This is a genomic window from Nonomuraea sp. ATR24, from assembly GCF_041950485.1.
Classification (GTDB): domain Bacteria; phylum Actinomycetota; class Actinomycetes; order Streptosporangiales; family Streptosporangiaceae; genus Nonomuraea; species Nonomuraea ceibae.
Map to the genome: position 1 here is coordinate 222,470 of NZ_JBGNUU010000004.1, position 17,072 is coordinate 239,541.

The following is a 17,072-nucleotide window of genomic DNA, read 5'->3' on the forward strand; positions in this document are numbered from 1 at the left end:
TGGTCGATTCCATCAACACATGCTTCACTGGACATACGTAACGGAAGGGCCAGATGCCGTGAAGCCCACCACGTGGTGTCGAGGCAGGGCGGTGCACCTGCTGGACATAGAGAACCTGACCGCGACGAGCCTGCCGACCACCGCCGAGGTCGCCGCCGTGATGGCGCTGTACCGGTCGATCGTGCCGATCGGGCCGATGGACCAGTTCATCGTGGCGGTCAACCACAAGGCGCTGGTCCAGGCCGGGATCGCGTTCCGCGGCGTGCAACTGCTCGTCAGATCCGGCCCCGACGGCGCCGACCGGGCCCTCGTCGAGACCGCGTACGTGGACCGCCTCGGGCAGCGCTTCGACCGGGTGGTGATCGGCTCGGGCGACGGGTTCTTCACCGAGCTGGCGGTCTGGCTGCTCACGCAGGGGGTCGGGGTCACCGTGGTGTCCCGCCGGGGATCGCTCAACTGGCGCCTGTACGCCGCGGTGCGCGACGCCGTGGCCTTCGAGCCGCCCGCCCCGATCGCCGCCTGACCAGGCGTTGCGCCGAGCGCTAAGGTGAGGCGTGCTCATTATCTTCGGCGGGCTGGCCGTGGCCAACGTGTTCTCCGTGGCCCTGGGGATCGAATGGCTGGAGTGGGCGACCAAGCCGCTGCTCTGCCCGGTGCTGGCCGCGTACGTCATCCGGCGGGCGCCGGGACGCCGGCTGCTTGCCGTCGGGCTGCTGTTCGCCGCGGCCGGCGACGTGGCCCTGCTCATCGAGGGGCAGGCCGCCTTCATCGCCGGGATGACGTCGTTCCTGGTGATGCAGATCTGCTACATCGTGGTGTTCGTCCGCGAGGGGTCGCGCCCGCGCTGGGGAGCGGCGGCCTACCTGCTGGTGTGGGTGGCCGCCGCGATGGTGCTGTGGGAGCCGCTGGGCGCCCTGGCCGCGCCCGTGCTCGGCTACGGGCTGGCCCTGATGACGATGGCGGCCTTCGCCGGCGGGCTCGGCCTCGTCGCCGGGCTCGGCGGGGCCCTGTTCGCCTTCTCCGACTTCCTCGTCGGGCTCGGCGTGGCCGGGATGGGCTTTCCCGGCCGGAGCACCGTGCTGATGACCACCTACATCCTGGGCCAGCTCCTCATCGTGCTGGGCGTGCTGGGGTCAGCCCGTGTTCTGCAGCCCGGCGGCGACGCCGTTGACCGAGAGCAGCAGCAGCGTTGACAGCCGCTCGCGCTCGCGGTCGGTCGGGTTGCCGGTGCGCAGCGCCGTCAGCGCCCGCAACTGCAGGTGCGACAGGGCGTCCACGTACGGGTCGCGGAGCTGCACGGCCCGGGAGAGCACCTTGCGGTTCTCCAGCAGCCGGGTGTGGCCGGTGACCTTCAGCACCAGCTCCCTGGTCCGGTCGTACTCCTCCAGGACCTGGTCGGCGAAGTCCTTGCGCCCGCCCAGGGCCAGGTAGCGGGCGGCGATGGACCTGTCGGTCTTGGCCAGCGACATCTCGGCGTTGTCCAGCATCGCGTTGAACAGCGGCCATTCGGCGTAGGCGGCCTGGAGGTCGGACAGGGAGTCGGCCGCGGCCAGGCCGGTGCCGAGCCCGTACCAGCCGGGCAGGTTGACCCGCGTCTGCGCCCAGGCGAACACCCACGGGATGGCCCGCAGGTCGTCGAGCGAGCGCGGGGCGCCCAGCCCCCGGCGGGCCGGGCGCGAGCCGAGCCGCAGCGAGCCGATCTCCTCCAGCGGGCTGACCAGCGCGAACCACTCGGGGAAGCCCGGCGCCTCGGTGAGCGCGCGGTAGGCCTGCTCGGAGGCGGTGGCGACCCGCTCGGCGAGCGGCCGGAACCGGTCGGCCGCGGCGGCGGTGCGCGAGCCGACCGACGGCGAGGAGGCCATGATGACGGCGTTGGCGACCTGCTCCATGTGGCGGCGGGCGATCGCGATGTGGCCGTAGCGGGCGAAGATGACCTCGCCCTGCTCCGTCACCTTGAACCGGCCCGCGACCGAGCCCGGCGCCTGGGCCAGCACCGCCCGGTTGGCGGGGCCGCCGCCCCGGCCGAGCGCGCCGCCCCTTCCGTGGAACATGCGCAGCTTGACGTCGTTGGCCGCCGCCCACGCGGTGAGCTGCTCCTGCGCCTCGTACAGGCGCAGGGTCGCGGCGGCCGGGCCGAGCTCCTTGGCCGAGTCGGAGTAGCCGAGCATGATCTCCATGCGCCGCCCGGTGGCCGCCAGCCGCTCCTGGACCTGCGGGATCTCCAGCATGCCCGCCAGCACGGCAGGCGAGTTGGCCAGGTCCTGGCCCGACTCGAACAGCGGCACCACGTCCAGCACCACGGACCGCCCGCCCAGCGCGTAGGAGGCGAGCTCGTGCACGGCGGCGATGTCGTCGGCCGAGCGAGTGAACGACACGACGTAGCGCGAGCACGCCGTGACGCCGAACCGCTCCTGGATCCAGGCGATGACCCGGATCGTGGCCAGCACCTCCTCGGTGCGCTCCGACAGCTCGCCGCCCGCGCGCAGCTCCTCCAGCGCGGCCGCGTGCACCTGGGAGTGCTGGCGCACCTCCAGCTCGGCCAGGTGGAAGCCGAACGTCTCGACCTGCCAGATCAGATGCTGCAACTCCCCGTACGCCTGCCGTACGGCGTGCTCGGCCAGCGACTCCTGGGCCAGCCGGAGGTCGGCCAGCAGCTCGTCGGGGGTGCGGTAGGCCAGGTCCAGGTCACGGCGGCGGGTCGCGGCGATGCGCGCGGCGACGAACAGCAGCCACTGCCGGTGCGGCTCCGACGGCGACCGGGTCGCCAGCTCGGAGACGAGCTCGGGGTGCGCGTCGACGGCGGCGGCCAGCCCGGCGCGCAACCCGGCCGAGGCCGGGGCGAACTGGGCGGAGGCGGTCAGCGTGCGCGCGATGCGGGTGCAGGCCGTCTCCAGCGCGTTGAGCACGTGCTCCGACTGGATCTGGATGGTGTCGCGGGTGACCTTGGAGGTGACGTTCGGGTTGCCGTCGCGGTCGCCGCCGATCCAGCTCCCGTAGCGGATGAACGGCCTGGCCAGCGGCGGCTCGGTGCCGGTGGCGTCGCTCAGCGCGGCGTCGAGCGAGCGGTAGACCTGCGGCACCATGCGGAACAGGGTCTCGTCGAAGGCAGCCATCGCGGTGCGCACCTCGTCGAGCGGGTCGAGCTTGGTGTTGCGGAGCTGGGCGGTGCGCCACAGCAGGTCGATCTCCTCCAGCAGGCGGCGCTCCAGCTCCGCGCGCTCGGAGGCGCCGCGGCCGGGCGCGTTGTACTCGGTGAGCTGGCCGCTGACGCGCTGGATGGCGGTGACGACGGCGCGGCGGCGCGCCTCGGTCGGGTGAGCGGTCAGGACAGGATGCAGCTCCAGGCCCTCGACCAGCTCGGCGACCCGGTCGCGGCCGAGCTCGGCCACGGCCTGGGCCAGCGATTCGCGCTGCACCGCGTCCTCGGTGTCGCGCTGGCGCAGGATGCGGATGCGGTAGTGCTCCTCGGCCAGGTTGGCCAGGTGGAAGTAGCAGGTGAAGGCGCGGGCGACCTGGACCGCGCGGTCGATCTCCCATCCGGCCGCCAAGGCGGCGATCTCGTCGCCGGACACCTCGCCGCGGCGGGCGGCGATGACGGCCTTGCGCAGGCGTTCGACGTCGGCCAGCAGGTCCTCGCCGCCCTGCTCGGCGATCACCTGGCCGAGCAGCTTGCCGAGCAGCCGCACATCGCGGCGCAGCTCGTCCGGCATCTCGGTCACGGCGGCGCTGCGGTGCTCAAGCCCCTGGTCAATCATGCTTCGAAGGGTATCGAGTCGCTCTGAACACGCGCAGACCGGTCTCACTTAATGGACTAGACCACTGCTCACGTGGGACGGGACACGGCGGCCAGCAGCTCGGGCATCCGGGCGAACCCGATCTTGGCGCCGAGGCGGCGGCCGAGCGTCTCGATCGCGAGCCCGTACGGCGGGGCGAAGGCGAGCACCCACGGGCCGGCGAACGCGACGGCGACGGCGAACGGCGCCGACAGCAGGCCCACGCCGGCGAAGGCGAGCAGGGCGCAGCCGAACGCCTGGCCGCCCTGCCCGGGCGCGGCGCCGGTGAAGGCGTTCATCCGCTCGGGCACCGTGTAGGGGATGAGCACGCTGGTCACCGAGCCGACGCCGAACCCGACGCCGAGCACGCCGGTGCCTGCCGCCAGCGCCCAGCCGATCGTCCCCGGCTCCCCGGCGAACAGCGCGGAGGCGACGGCGACGAGCGCCAGCACCGGGACCGCTATCAGCGCGTTGGCCAGGTGACGGCCCGCCAGGTCGAGGTCGAACTGGCGTTGCGCGCCGAAGGCCACCGTGTTCATCCACAGCGAGCGGCCGTCGATCCCGTAGGCGTTGCCGAGCTGGACGGCGATCATCATGCCGCAGAACGCGGTCATGCCGATGGGCAGCGCGGGGCCGCTCATGCCCTGGCCGGTGAAGGAGAACGCCATCACCAGCACGACCGCGACGGCGGCGAACCAGAGGATGCGGTAGCGCGGGTCGCGGCGGACGTACTTCAGCTCCTTGGTCACGACGGCGGCGAGCGGCCCGTCGGGCAGGAACCGGTCGGCGAGCCCGCTGTCGCGGCGCACCGAGGCGGCCTGGGTCGAGGAGTCGGCGGTGACGAGCGCGCGGCCCAGCGCCTTGATCCACAGCCAGCCGGCGGCCACGGTCAGGGCGGCCAGGACGGCCACCTCGGCGAGCCCGGCGAGCCCGCCGCCGGCGATGGCGTGGGCGGCCAGCCCCGACGGGGTCCACCGCAGCGCGCCCGCCATGTCGAGGAGCATCCCCTGCGGGTCGCCGAAGCCGCGGTTCATCAACAGGTTGGGGAGCTGGAAGAGCAGGACGACGGCGATGGCGGCGACGGCGAGCGCGTCACGGCCGCGCCGGGAGCGCAGCGCGCCCGACAGCGCGGTGGTGACCAGCCGGGAGGCGACCAGGCAGAGCGCGAAGTGGGCGAGCACCGCGAGCAGGCCGACGAGCACCCCGCCGACGCCGCCGGCCAGCCCCACCAGCGCCCCGGCGGTCACGATCAGCGTGGCGGCCGGCCACACGCCGGTCGCCGAGGCGGTGAACATGCCCACGGCCAGCTCGCGGGTGCGCAGCGGGAACAGCGACAGCCGTGCCGGGTCGAGCGTGTCGTCCAGCCCGAACGCCAGCAGCGGCACGACCATCCAGCCGAAGAGCAGCGCGGTGAAGAGCAGCGTGACGACCGCGACCGCGACGTCAGGAGGGGCCAGCCGCAGCAGGCTGACCAGGGCGAAGCCACCCGCCGCGGTCCCCAGGGCGAGGATGAGCGTGAACGCGAAGCCGACCTGGCGGGCGGTGTCGCCGCGCAGGTTGCCGGTGATGAGGCGCAGCTTGAGCCCGGCGAACAGCGCGACGGTGCGGGTGAGGCTCACCGGCGCTCTCCTGAGCCGAGCCAGCCCAGGCCCTCGCCCGCGGCCGCCTGCGGCCCGCCGACCAGGTCGAGGAACGCCTGGTTGAGGCTGCGCCCGGCGCGCACGTCGCCGATCGGGCCCTGGGCGACGATGTGGCCGCCGCTCATCACCGACACCCAGTCGCACAGCCGCTCGACCAGGTCCATCACGTGGCTGGAGAAGATGACGGTGGAACCGGAGGCGGTGAAGCGGCGCAGCACCTCGGTGAGCGTGTTGGCACTGACCGGGTCGACCCCCTCGAACGGCTCGTCCAGGAAGAGCACCGACGGGTTGTGCAGCAGCGCGGCGGCCAGGCCGATCTTCTTGCGCATGCCGGTGGAATAGTCGACGACGAGCTTGCCCGCGGCGGCGGTCAGGTCCATCACCTGGAGGAGCTCGTCGGCGCGGCGCTCGACCTCGGCCTTGGGGATGCCGCGCAGGCGGCCGTTGTAGAGGAGCAGCTCGCGGCCGGACAGCCGCTCGAACAGCCGCAGCCCCTCGGGGAGCACGCCGATGCGGGCCTTGACCTGGAGCGGGTCGCGCCACACGTGGTGGCCGTCGACGTGCGCCTCGCCGCCGTCGGGGCGGAGCAGCCCGGTGATCATGCTGAGCGTCGTCGTCTTGCCCGCGCCGTTGGGCCCGACGAGCCCGGCGAAGCTGCCGGCGGGGACGACCAGGTCGACCCCGGCCACCGCCACCTGAGGGCCGTAGCGCTTGAACAGGGCCGTGGTGCGTACCGCGTCCGACATGGATCCACTCTATGAGCAGGGATTAATCTTGCGCGCATGACAGCTGCCGAACCCTTGCCAGACATGCCGGATATTCACACCACCGCTGGGAAGATCGCCGACCTGGAGCGACGGCTGGACGAGGCCGTGCACGCCGGGTCCGCGGCAGCGGTCGACAAGCAGCACGCCAAGGGCAAGATGACGGCCCGCGAACGGGTGCTGGCGCTGCTGGACGAGGGCTCGTTCGTGGAGTTCGACGAGTTCGCCAGGCACCGCTCGACGATGTTCGGCCTGGAGAAGCGCCGGCCCTACGGCGACGGCGTCATCACCGGGCACGGCACGATCGACGGGCGGCAGGTGTGCGTCTTCTCGCAGGACGTGACCGTGTTCGGCGGCTCGCTCGGCGAGGTGTACGGCGAGAAGATCGTCAAGGTGCTGGACCTGGCGCTCAAGATCGGCTGCCCGATCATCGGCATCAACGAGGGCGGCGGCGCGCGCATCCAGGAGGGCGTCGTCGCGCTCGGCCTCTACGCGGAGATCTTCAAGCGCAACGTGCACGCCTCCGGGGTGATCCCGCAGATCTCGCTCATCATGGGCGCCGCGGCCGGGGGCCACGTCTACTCCCCCGCGCTGACGGACTTCGTGGTCATGGTGGACCAGACCTCGCACATGTTCATCACCGGGCCGGACGTCATCAAGACGGTCACCGGGGAGGAGGTCACGTTCGAGGAGCTCGGCGGCGCCCACGCGCACAACACCAAGTCGGGCGTGGCCCACTACCAGGCGGCGGACGAGCACGACGCGCTCGATTACGTCAGGGCGCTGCTGTCCTACCTGCCCTCCAACAACCTCGACGAGGCGCCGGGCTTCGAGGCGGCCGAGGATCTGGACCCCGATCCGGAGCTGGACGTCATCATCCCCGACTCGGCGAACCAGCCGTACGACATGCGCCGGGTCGTCGAGCACGTGCTGGACGACGGGGAGTTCCTGGAGGTCCACGAGCTGTTCGCGCCGAACGTGGTGGTCGGGTACGGGCGCGTCGACGGGCGGCCGGTGGGCGTGGTGGCCAACCAGCCCATGCATTTCGCCGGATGCCTGGATATCAACGCATCCGAGAAGGCTGCACGATTTATTCGAACATGTGATGCTTTCAATATTCCGATCCTGACTTTTGTTGATGTACCGGGTTTCCTCCCCGGAACCGATCAGGAATGGAACGGAATCATCCGCCGCGGCGCCAAGCTCCTGTTCGCCTACGCCGAGGCCACCGTCCCCCTGGTCACCGTCATCACCCGCAAGGCCTACGGCGGCGCGTACGACGTCATGGGGTCCAAGCACCTGGGCGCCGACGTCAATCTGGCCTGGCCCACCGCGCAGATCGCGGTCATGGGCGCGCAGGGCGCCGTCAACATCCTCTACCGGCGCGAGCTGGCCGCCTCCGACGACGCCGACGCCGAGCGGGCCCGGCGGGTCACCGAGTACGAGGACACGCTGGCCAACCCGTACATCGCCGCCGAGCGCGGCTACGTGGACGCCGTCATCCGGCCGTCGGAGACGCGGGCGCACATCGTCAGGGCGCTGCGGGCGCTGCGCAACAAGCGCGCCAGCCTGCCGCCCAAGAAGCACGGGAACATCCCGCTGTGAGCGGCCACCTGCGCGTCGTGCGCGGCGACGCCACGCCCGAGGAGATCGCCGCGCTCGTGGCCGTCCTCGCCACCCGCCACGCCCGGCCGGCACCCTCCGTGACCCCCGCAGCACAATCCTGGCGCAACCCCGCGAGAAGCATGCGTAACCCCCCGGCGCCGGGGAAGTCGGCTTGGCGGATGAGCGCCCAACCCTAGATAGATCCCGGGAATCGGGTGTCAAGTTCTCCGGGAGTTGGGACTATCTAGAGAAAGTAGGCGTATATAGTCAGCCGATCAACTAACGCCGCGGCCTGGAGGACATCATGGCCATCCCAGACCTCATGCCGCATCCTGTGGCAGCCAAGTACGCCGTCCTTGTGGATGTCGGTTATCTCTACGCTGCCGCAGGTGAAGTGCTGCTCGGCGCCAAGGAGCGCAAGGAATATCGAGTGGCGGCCGATGAGCTCATCCAGAGTCTACAGAAACATGCAGAGGAACGTATTTCCGGGGAGCTTCTGCGGATCTATTGGTATGACGCGGCCCGCGACCGGGTTCCCACGGTCGACCAGCGGGTCATCGCCCAGCTCCCCTGGGTCAAGGTGCGGCTTGGCAACCTGAACGCCCGTGGCCAGCAGAAAGGCGTCGACGCGCAGATCAGGAGCGACCTGGAGGCGCTGGCCAGGCACCACGCGGTGACCGACACCATCCTGCTGGCCGGCGACGAGGACATGGTGCCCGCGGTGGAGGCCGCCCAGGCGTACGGGGTGCGGATCCACCTATGGGGGGTCGAGCCGCCTTATGGGACCAACCAGGCCGAGCGCCTGGTCTGGGAGTCCGACACCGTGGAAGTGATCAGCGCTGATTTCCTGAGGCCCTTTTTCAGCCGTGCTCCCCAGCCCGTCGCGGTCACCCCGCCGGCGGCCGCGCCCTCGCCCGCCCAGGTGTTCGCCGGCCGCGCGCCGGTCAAGCCGCACGTCAAACCCGGCCAGGTGGCCAAGCTCGGGCCCAGCCGCCCGCGCGTGGAGGACGTGGGCGAGCACGTGGCGCAGAAGTGGATCCTCACCCGGGGCCGCGACAACATCCGCGACCTGCTCCCCGGCCCCATCCTGCCGACGGTGATCGACACCGAGCTGCTCATCGAGGCGGAGAAGGAGCTCGGCCACTCGCTGCGGCCCTACCCGGAGGCGCGCGTGTGGCTGCGCGACGGCTTCTGGGCGCGCGTCTACCGCGAGTTCGATCTGGGGGTCGGCGTCTCGTCCAAGTGACCGAGGAGCGCCTCGGGCGGCTCCGGCGTGCGGCTCTCCCACAGCGTGGCGATGCCGCGCCCCGGCGCTGACCTGGGCGTTCACGGTAACGTCTGATTTCCGCCAGTCGACACCTGTGACCAGCGCATAGCCTCGGAGGCATGTCAGCACCAGAGCTCGACTTCGACTCCTGCTACCGGGCCGTCTCCGCCAGGGACGCCCGGTTCGACGGACGGTTCTACACCGCGGTGAAGACGACCGGCGTCTACTGCCGGCCGATCTGCCCGGCCCGCACGCCCGCGTCGCGGAACGTGCGGTTCTACCGGCACGCCGCGTCCGCCGAGGCGGCGGGGTTCCGGCCGTGCAAGCGGTGCCGGCCGGAGCTGTCGCCCGGCGACCCCGGCTGGGACCTGCGGGGCGACCTGATCGGGCGGGCTCTGCGGCTGATCGACGACGGGGCCGCCGACGAGGACGGCGTGGCCGGGCTGGCCAGGCGGCTGCACATCACCGAGCGGCACCTGCACCGGCTGTTCGTCGCCGAGCTCGGCGCCGGGCCGCTGGCGGTCGCCAGGACCAAGCGGCTGCTGCTGGCCAAGCAGCTGCTCACCGAGACGGCGCTGCCGGTGACCGAGGTGGCGTTCGCCGCCGGGTTCGGCAGCGTCCGCCAGTTCAACGCGACGATGCGGGAGACGTACGGGTTCACGCCGAGCGAGCTGCGTGCCACGGCGGCGGGCCGGGGCGTGCCGAAGGACGCCTCGCTCCGGCTGCGGCTGCACCGGCGCGAGCCGTACGACGTGGACGGGGTGTTCGCGTTCCTGGCCTCCCGGGCGATCCCCGGCCTGGAGGTGGCCGACGCCGCCTCCTACACGCGCAACGTGCCCGGGGGCACGGTCACGCTCACCCCGGAGGACGGCCACTTCGCCCTGGACGTGGCCGTGGACGACACCCGGCAGCTCGCCAGGCTGGTGGCGCGGTGCCGGCGGCTGCTCGACCTCGACGCCGACCCCGACGCCATCGCCGGGGCGCTCGGCCAGACGTCGCTGGCCCCGCTCGTCGCGGCGCGGCCGGGGCTGCGGGTGCCGGGCGCGTTCGACGGGTTCGAGCTGGCCGTGCGCGCGGTCGTGGGCCAGCAGATCTCCGTGGCGGGCGCCCGTACCCTGCTCGGCCGGATCGTCGCCCGCGCGGGGGACGGCCGCCTCTTCCCCGGCCCGGCCGAGCTGCGCGACGCCGATCTGACCGGGCTCGGGCTGACCGGGCGTCGCATCACCACGCTGGCCGAGCTCGCCGCCCGCGTGGACGACGGCCTGATCGACCTCGACGGCGGCCAGGAGCCGGCCGAGACGGTCAAGGAGCTGCTCGCCGTGCCCGGCATCGGCCCGTGGACCGCCAGCTACGTCGCGCTGCGGGCGCTGCGCGACCCCGACGCGTGGCCGACCGGCGACCTCGTGCTCGACAAGCGCATGGCCGCCCTCGGCATCCCCAAGGACCATCTCGAACGGTGGCGGCCCTGGCGGGCCTACGCCGCCCTGCACCTCTGGAGTCACTCATGATCAACGCTCAGATCCTGCCCACCCCGACCGGCGAGCTGTCCGTGCTGGCCCGCGACGGCGTCGTGGTCGCCGCCGGCTTCACCGCCGACCCCAAGGAGATGTTCGTCCGGCTCAAGCCCGAGCTCCAGGCGGAGGGCCTGGACGTGGTCGACGACCTGGGACCGATCTCCCAGGCCGTGCGCGCCTACTTCGCCGGCGACCTCGACGCGCTGGACGACGTCCCGGTCGAGCAGCCGGGCTCGCCCCGGCGCAAGGAGCTGCACCGGGCGCTGCGCGAGGTCAAGGCGGGCACCACGGTGTCGTACGCGGAGCTGGCCGAGCGGGCCGGGCTGCCGCGGACGGCGGCCCGCGCGGCGGGCGGGGCGTGCGCGCAGAACCTGATCGCGCCGTTCGTGCCGTGCCACCGGGTGCTGCCGTCGACGGGCGGGTTCGGCGGCTACTACTACGGGGTGCCCGTCAAGGAGTGGCTGCTCGCCCACGAGTCCGCCGCCCGCTGACGCGCCTGCAGCCCGGCCAGCGCGGCCACGACGAGCCCCACGACACCGAGCCCCGCCGCGGTCCAGGCGGGGGCGGTGTAGCCGAGACCGGCGTCGATCGTGAGCCCGGCCGCGAACGAGCCGATCGCGTTGCCCAGGTTGAACGCGCCGATGTTGGCCGCCGAGGCCAGCGTCGGCGCGCCCGCCGCCGCGTCCAGGACGCGCGTCTGCAGCGGCGGCACGGTGGCGAAGGCCGCCACGCCGAACAGCGTGATCGCCACGACGAAGGCGACCTGGTGACCCGCCACCAGCGCCACGACCACGGCCAGCAGCGTGAGCAGCGCCACCGAGCCGTAGATGCTGGGCATGACGGCCCGGTCGGCGAGCCGCCCGCCGATGAGGTTGCCGATCACCAGGCCGACGCCGAACAGCGCCATCACGATCGGCACGGCGCCCGGGGAGAACCCGCCCACCCCGGTCATGATCGGCGAGATGAACGTGATCACCGCGAACACCGGCGCGAACCCGAACACGGTCATCGCCAGCGCCAGCCACACTCCGCCCTTGCGGAAGGTCGCCAGCTCCCTGAGCACTCCACCGGTGGGCCTCGGCTGGGCGGGCACCAGGGCGAGCACCCCGGCCAGCCCGACGACGCCGATCACGACCACGACCCAGAACGTGGCCCGCCAGCCGAACGCCTGCCCGATCCAGGTGCCGAGCGGCACCCCGAGCACGTTGGCCAGCGTGAGCCCGGTGAACATCAGCGCGATCGCGCTGGCCCGCTTGCGCGGCGCGACCAGGTCGGCGGCCACCACGGACCCGACCCCGAAGTACGCGCCGTGGGCGAAGGCCGCCAGGAACCGGCCCACCATGAGCGTCCCGTACGAGGGCGCGAGCGCGGACAGCAGGTTGCCGGCGATGAACAGCACCATCAGCGCCAGCAGCATGGTCTTGCGTGACAACCGGCCGCCGAGCATGGTCAGCGGCGGCCCGCCCACGGCCACGCCCAGCGCGTAACCGGACACGAGCAGCCCGGCGGCCGGGATCGTCACGCCGAAGTCTCCGGCCAGCTCGGGGAGCAGGCCGTTGATGATGAACTCGGTGGTGCCGATGCCGAAGGCGCTGATCGCGAGGGCGAACAGGGCGAGAGGCATAGAATTCTCCTCAGACGACGTTAGTGAGCGTAGGCATTATTTGCACACGCCGACTAACTGACCATACAAGAATGCCGAGGAGGGTGTCACATGCCCATCGCCGACGACGCCGTGGAGGCACGCGCCCAGGGCTGGCGCACCCTGGCCGCGCTGCACGCCAAGATCGAGGACCGGCTGGAGAAGGCGCTGCAGAAGGAGCACGGGCTGAGCGTGAGCGAGTACACGGTGCTCGACGTGCTCGCCCGCCAGGACGGCTGGCACATGCGCATGCAGCAGCTCGCCCGCGCCGTCGTGCTCAGCCAGAGCGCCACCACCCGCCTGGTGACCCGCCTGGAGAACCGGGGCCTGCTGTCGCGCTACCTGTGCGAGGACGACCGCCGGGGCATCTACACCGAGGTCACCCAGGCCGGCCGCGACCTGCTGGCCACGGCCGGGCCCACCCACGACACCGTGCTCAAGGAGGTGCTGGCCGAGGCGGCCGAGCAGCCCGAGCTGGCGCCGCTCGCCGCCGTCATCGCCTAGGGCCTGACGTTGCTCTGCACCTCGCCGACCGGCACGTCCCTGCTCGCCGACACCTCGATCGGGTCGAACTGGACCGCCACGCCGCCGCTCACCTCGACCGGCCACACGCTGGTCACGGTCAGCTCGTACACCTCACGCGGCCGGTCGATCGAGGCACGCAGATACCGCACGCCGCAGGTGAACTCCGCGCCCTCGGCGTAGGGCCGGCCCGCGGCGCCGCAGCCCGACTGGCGCACCTCCGCCCGGTCCGAGCCCGTACCGGCGTCGATCTTGATGTCGTCCAGCGTGGCCACCACGGTCGCGCTCATCACGCCGGGCAGCGTCGCCGTGACCGAACGGCGCGGCTCACCGACGCCCTCGAGCCAGACGAACGTGGGCAGGTTCACGTAGCTCTTCGCGTCGGGGCTCAGCTCGACCTTGCCCTCCGGCACCGTCAGCGCCGCCCGCGCGATCTCCGCCAGCTCCCGGAACGTGATGCCGCTCGGCGGCGTCGTGTCCGGCGGCACGAACACGAACAGCTCCAGCCCCGCCCAGCACGCCGCGCCCCGGGGATCGGCCGCGTTGTAGGCCGGCGACCACCACAGCCCCGGCTGGCCGACCTTGTCCTTGAACTGCTTGACGAAGGCGTTGAAGCCCGCCTCGTCCTCCTTGATCCTGGACAGGTTGGCCTCGGCGTCCTTCATGAACGCGTACATCTCCTCCGCGTTCATGCCCGGCTCGTACCAGCACGGGCTCTTGAGCTGGTAGCCGTCGCTCTTGCCGCCCTTCACGTCGCCGGTGATCTGGATCTTGGAGTGTTCCAGGACGACCCCGGCCGTTTTGCCCTTCTGGAAACCTTCGGCTTTCGTGTTGTCGCGCGGCGGATCGGCGCTGCCGGCGAACAGCAGCGATCCGGCGACGATCACCGAGAGCAGGCCTTTCATGGGCTGCACCCTTCCTTGCTGTTGCTGAACTGCCTGATGCGCCACACGCCGTCGTCACCCCGGTGGGCGAGCATGGTCTGCAGGTAGGGGGCGCGGCTGGAGTCGGGCTGCGGCGAGATCGCCTTGCCCGTATCGGCCGAGACGATCGTCATCCGCGTCTCGTCCACGCACACGTCGACCTGGGCGCCCTTGCCCATGACGGTCGTCTTCAGGTCGTACAGCCGCACGACTCCCTTCACCGACTGGCCCTTGCCGGTGAACCCCGCCACCCACTCGACCGAGTCGGGGATCAGCGTCGGCTCGACGTGCCGCAGGTAGCGGTCACCGCCGGACACGACGGCCGCCCACGAGTCGGCGTAGAACTCCGGGAAGAGCCGGACGAGCTGGTCGACCTTGTCCGGCCACGCCACCCGCACCTCCAGCTCGTCACCCACGCCGACCGTCGCGGGCGGCTCGCTCCCGCTGGGGGTGGCCTGCTCCGTGGCCTCGCCCGTCGCCTGCACCGGCGCCTGCCGCGGCGTGTAGGGCTGCTCGGCCTGGCCGCACCCGGCCGCCGCCGCCAGTGCCAGAAGGATCGCGATACGTCTCATGCCGTCGACTCCCTGACGACGCGGAGGCGCCACGACGGCAGCAGCTCGTCGATCAGCGCCTCGGTTTCCGGGGCCATCCCGCCACCGTGCGGATGGAACGCCGACCGCCTGGTCAGCCCCTCGACCACGGCCCGCAGCCGCGACAGGTCACCGGTGGCGTGCGTGGCCCGCAACAGGTCACGCCAGAGGCCCTCGTCATCGGCCGCCAGCAGCAGCGCGGCCCGCACGGCGGCGATCGCCGCGTCGGCCTTGCCGTCGGCCAGCCGCAGCTCGCAGAGCCGGTGCGCCGCGTCGGCCACCTCGGCCGCCACGTCGTACTCCAGCTCGTCACCTGCCAGCCAGGAGTAGCGGCCGTGCGCCCGCCCGCTCAGCAGCGGCCCCCTGACCAGGCTCAGCGCCCGTTCGAGCAGCACGGCGCGGGCCGCCGGATCGTGGTGCGAGCGGCGCACCAGCTCGCGGAAGACCGCCCAGTCCGTCCGCACGCCCGGCCCCAGCGTCAGCCTGCCCGACTCGTCGGCACGCAGGTGCTCCGGGCCCAGCCAGCTCATCACCCGGGCGATCGTCGCGTCCCGGACCATGGACTGCACGCCGCGCGGCCACAGCACGCCGCCGAGCACCACCGGATGCACCCCGCCCGGATGCGTCGCCAGGTAGACGAGCAACTCCGCGGCGAGCGCCATCCGGCCCTCCTCCAGCGGCTCCGGGCCGACGATCTCCAGCGGGCCGAGCATCCTGATCTCCACCGCCGGTGGGCGCAGGTCGTCCAGCGGCTCCGCCTCCGGGATCGCCTCGCCGTCGAACCGGTCCGCGGTGCGGAACAGCTCCACCAGCGCCCGGTAGTGGCGGCGCGGCAGAAGTTGCGCCGTCACCTCGAAGCCCAGCTCGGGCAGCTTGGCCCGGCCGTCCTCGGTGATCTCCCAGGTCCAGGTGGCATGCGGCACGTCGCCGGTCACCACGTAACCGGCCGTGTCGTCGCGGGCCAGCAGCGCCAGCCTGCGCGCCTCCTCGTGCGTCGGCGCCACCGCCGACAGCAGGTAGTGGGCGTCACGCGGGCGGCCCGAGACCCGGCCCGTCAGCACCTCCCGGCGCGGCGCCGCCGTCGCCTCCAGCTCCGGCAGCACCTCCGCCAGCCCGCCCACCGCCCTGATCCGGTCGGGCGCGATCGCCGTCAGCTCCTCGCCGAACCCGACGAGCGTGATCCGCATCCGGTCGGACCACCGGTTGGTGGCCAGCTCCACCGCCAGCGCCGCCAGCGCCGCCGTCGTCTGCGGGCCCCGCACGTTGATCAGACCCTGCGCCGCCTCCAGGTCGACCAGCACCCGGCCGCTCCCGTCCGTGCCGATCGACACCAGCCCCGGGTACGGAGCTCCGCCCGGATGATCGTCCAGCAGGCGGCCCTCGTGCGCCGCCAGCCGCCACACCTGGCCGCCGTCGTCGGCCGTCCAGGGCTCCGGCGGGTCGGCGTCCGGCGGGTGGATCCACAGGTCGAGCGACCGCGCGGACAGGTGGGCGGCGTACACCGTCGGCGGCGTCCGCCCCTGCGCGGCCAGCTCGGCGCCCAGCAGGCGCAGGCCCACGTCGAGGATGCGCGCCCCCGGCGCGTCGGCGCCCAGCCGCAGCGCCATCTCGGCCTCGGCGGCGTCACCACGCGGCCGGGCCAGGCGGCGGCCGAACAGGCGCCGCCAGAGCTGCTCCCGCCGCCGCCTGGCCAGCACCATCAGCAGCCCGGCCGCGGCCAGCGACGACCCGGCGAGAAAATCGACCAGCTCCAGGCCCTGCTCCTGCTGGGGCTGGGTCTCGGCGTCGCGCTCCTCGGTCGGCGGCTGGGCGTTCCTGGGGGCCTGCTCCTGGGTGCTCTCCCGTTCGACGCGGTCCCGCACCACCTCCCGGTCGCCGCCGTCACCGCCGGGCTTGGCCGGATGCTCCTTGAGCGTCTGCGCCCTGGCCTGGCTCGCCGGGACCACATGGGTGTTCTTCGCGTCGTCCGGCATGTCCAGCACCCAGCCGGGCCTGATCAGATCGGCCATCCGCAGCTTGGCGCCGTCGGGCTGCTCCTTGTGCTGGTTCAGCCGGAAGATCTCCGGATAGCGGCGGCCGTCGCCCAGGCACTTCTCGGCGATCTCCCACAGGCTCTCGTGATGGCGGCCGTGCGGCGGCTGCACCACGTACACCTTCTTCGTCCGCTGCGTGTCGACCACCTCCTTCTCCACGACCGGCGCGGTGTAGGCCACCGTGGTCATCGGCTGCGGAACCGGCGGCGGCGCGGCCATCCTGGCGATCGGCACCACCACCGCCCCCGCCGTGAACAGCAGCAGCACCGCCGACACCAGCTTGTTCGCCAGCGCCTGCGTGCCTCCCGACAGCGGCACCCGGGCCGGCATCCCCACCCGCCGCACTCCCGCGTACACCTCGACCACGACGCACACGAACAGCTGCAGCCAGGCCAGCCAGACGAACGCCACCAGCAGCGCCATCACCGTGCTCGGCCCCACCCGGCTGGTCAGCAGGTCGAGATCGAGCAGCTCGGGCGCGATCGGCGGGCCCACGAACGTCAGCAGCGCGTACGGCACCCCGCCGACGAGCGCCAGCAGCACCAGCAACGCCCCGAGCCCGGCGAGCACGTCACCGGCGCTGCGCCGCGCGTGAATCCGCCCCGCCTGCCGCGCCCGCCCCGTGGTCGCCGCCTGGCGCTGCCTGTCCTCCGGGGCCCCGTCATTGGGCGCCAAGTACTGCCGCCCCCCGCCATGCGGCGGGTACCCGCCTCCGGCCGGCCGCGACCCGCCCGTGGGCGGTTGGCCGCCGCCGGGCTGGTGGGGCCCGCCGGTGGGGTGCGCCGGTCGTGCGGGGCCT

The 17,072-nt window shown here is 72.5% G+C and carries 15 protein-coding genes; 8 read left to right on the top strand and 7 right to left on the bottom strand.

Going from position 1 to position 17,072, the window contains the following annotated elements:
• The first annotated feature begins 58 nt into the window (after positions 1–58).
• Both ACBI99_RS12055 and ACBI99_RS12060 read left to right on the top strand, forming a co-directional pair.
• Positions 59–523 carry a hypothetical protein gene (locus ACBI99_RS12055; protein WP_219499784.1) on the top strand — a complete coding sequence of 155 codons (465 nt, stop codon included), beginning with the start codon at positions 59–61 and terminating at the stop codon, positions 521–523.
• Between the two features lie 31 nt (positions 524–554).
• A complete protein-coding gene (locus ACBI99_RS12060; RefSeq protein ID WP_357584099.1) occupies positions 555–1,193 on the top strand; it encodes a lysoplasmalogenase in 639 nt (212 codons plus the stop codon).
• Here ACBI99_RS12060 and ACBI99_RS12065 read toward each other — a convergent pair.
• The 3 genes from ACBI99_RS12065 to ACBI99_RS12075 form a co-directional block, all read right to left on the bottom strand.
• Positions 1,134–3,755, bottom strand: a complete 2,622-nt coding sequence (locus ACBI99_RS12065) for a phosphoenolpyruvate carboxylase (RefSeq protein ID WP_375072312.1) — start codon at positions 3,753–3,755, stop codon at positions 1,134–1,136. The two genes, ACBI99_RS12060 and ACBI99_RS12065, sit on opposite strands and share 60 nt — an antisense overlap.
• 68 nt (positions 3,756–3,823) lie before the next feature.
• Positions 3,824–5,392 carry a hypothetical protein gene (locus ACBI99_RS12070; protein ID WP_375072313.1) on the bottom strand — a complete coding sequence of 523 codons (1,569 nt, stop codon included), beginning with the start codon at positions 5,390–5,392 and terminating at the stop codon, positions 3,824–3,826.
• Positions 5,389–6,159 (bottom strand): ABC transporter ATP-binding protein, encoded by a 771-nt coding sequence (locus ACBI99_RS12075; protein WP_375072314.1) that lies wholly within the window; start codon positions 6,157–6,159, stop codon positions 5,389–5,391. The genes ACBI99_RS12070 and ACBI99_RS12075 overlap by 4 nt, the downstream gene beginning before the upstream one ends.
• Positions 6,160–6,195: 36 nt before the next feature.
• Between ACBI99_RS12075 and ACBI99_RS12080 the strand changes: the two genes are divergently transcribed.
• The 5 genes from ACBI99_RS12080 to ACBI99_RS12100 all read left to right on the top strand — a co-directional run bounded on the left by ACBI99_RS12080 (position 6,196) and on the right by ACBI99_RS12100 (position 11,054).
• The gene (locus ACBI99_RS12080; RefSeq protein WP_357584107.1) at positions 6,196–7,782 is read left to right on the top strand and encodes an acyl-CoA carboxylase subunit beta; all 1,587 of its coding nucleotides are present in this window, start codon (positions 6,196–6,198) and stop codon (positions 7,780–7,782) included.
• A 17-nt stretch (positions 7,783–7,799) separates the two neighbouring features.
• Positions 7,800–7,979: an acyl-CoA carboxylase subunit epsilon gene (locus ACBI99_RS12085; protein WP_308125595.1), complete on the top strand. Its 180-nt coding sequence runs from the start codon at positions 7,800–7,802 to the stop codon at positions 7,977–7,979.
• A 107-nt stretch (positions 7,980–8,086) separates the two neighbouring features.
• Complete coding sequence (locus ACBI99_RS12090) at positions 8,087–9,028, top strand: NYN domain-containing protein (protein WP_049568418.1); 942 nt, start codon at positions 8,087–8,089, stop codon at positions 9,026–9,028.
• A gap of 140 nt (positions 9,029–9,168) precedes the next feature.
• A complete protein-coding gene (locus ACBI99_RS12095; RefSeq protein ID WP_357584109.1) occupies positions 9,169–10,557 on the top strand; it encodes an AlkA N-terminal domain-containing protein in 1,389 nt (462 codons plus the stop codon).
• Positions 10,554–11,054 carry a methylated-DNA--[protein]-cysteine S-methyltransferase gene (locus ACBI99_RS12100; protein ID WP_219499803.1) on the top strand — a complete coding sequence of 167 codons (501 nt, stop codon included), beginning with the start codon at positions 10,554–10,556 and terminating at the stop codon, positions 11,052–11,054. The genes ACBI99_RS12095 and ACBI99_RS12100 overlap by 4 nt, the downstream gene beginning before the upstream one ends.
• On the opposite strand, the gene ACBI99_RS12105 is transcribed toward ACBI99_RS12100, so the two are convergent.
• Positions 11,000–12,187: an MFS transporter gene (locus tag ACBI99_RS12105; protein ID WP_357584110.1), complete on the bottom strand. Its 1,188-nt coding sequence runs from the start codon at positions 12,185–12,187 to the stop codon at positions 11,000–11,002. The two genes, ACBI99_RS12100 and ACBI99_RS12105, sit on opposite strands and share 55 nt — an antisense overlap.
• A gap of 90 nt (positions 12,188–12,277) precedes the next feature.
• Here ACBI99_RS12105 and ACBI99_RS12110 point away from each other — a divergent pair, with 90 nt between their 5' ends.
• A complete protein-coding gene (locus ACBI99_RS12110; protein WP_219499807.1) occupies positions 12,278–12,709 on the top strand; it encodes a MarR family winged helix-turn-helix transcriptional regulator in 432 nt (143 codons plus the stop codon).
• Here ACBI99_RS12110 and ACBI99_RS12115 read toward each other — a convergent pair.
• The 3 genes from ACBI99_RS12115 to ACBI99_RS12125 are packed head-to-tail and all read right to left on the bottom strand — an operon-like array spanning position 12,706 to position 16,948.
• On the bottom strand, positions 12,706–13,632 hold the full coding sequence (locus tag ACBI99_RS12115) for a hypothetical protein (protein WP_219499809.1): 927 nt from the start codon (positions 13,630–13,632) through the stop codon (positions 12,706–12,708). The two genes, ACBI99_RS12110 and ACBI99_RS12115, sit on opposite strands and share 4 nt — an antisense overlap.
• Positions 13,629–14,222: a hypothetical protein gene (locus tag ACBI99_RS12120; RefSeq protein ID WP_219499817.1), complete on the bottom strand. Its 594-nt coding sequence runs from the start codon at positions 14,220–14,222 to the stop codon at positions 13,629–13,631. Before ACBI99_RS12120 ends, ACBI99_RS12115 begins: the two co-directional genes overlap by 4 nt.
• Positions 14,219–16,948 (bottom strand): BTAD domain-containing putative transcriptional regulator, encoded by a 2,730-nt coding sequence (locus tag ACBI99_RS12125; RefSeq protein WP_375072315.1) that lies wholly within the window; start codon positions 16,946–16,948, stop codon positions 14,219–14,221. Before ACBI99_RS12125 ends, ACBI99_RS12120 begins: the two co-directional genes overlap by 4 nt.
• Positions 16,949–17,072: the final 124 nt, after the last annotated feature.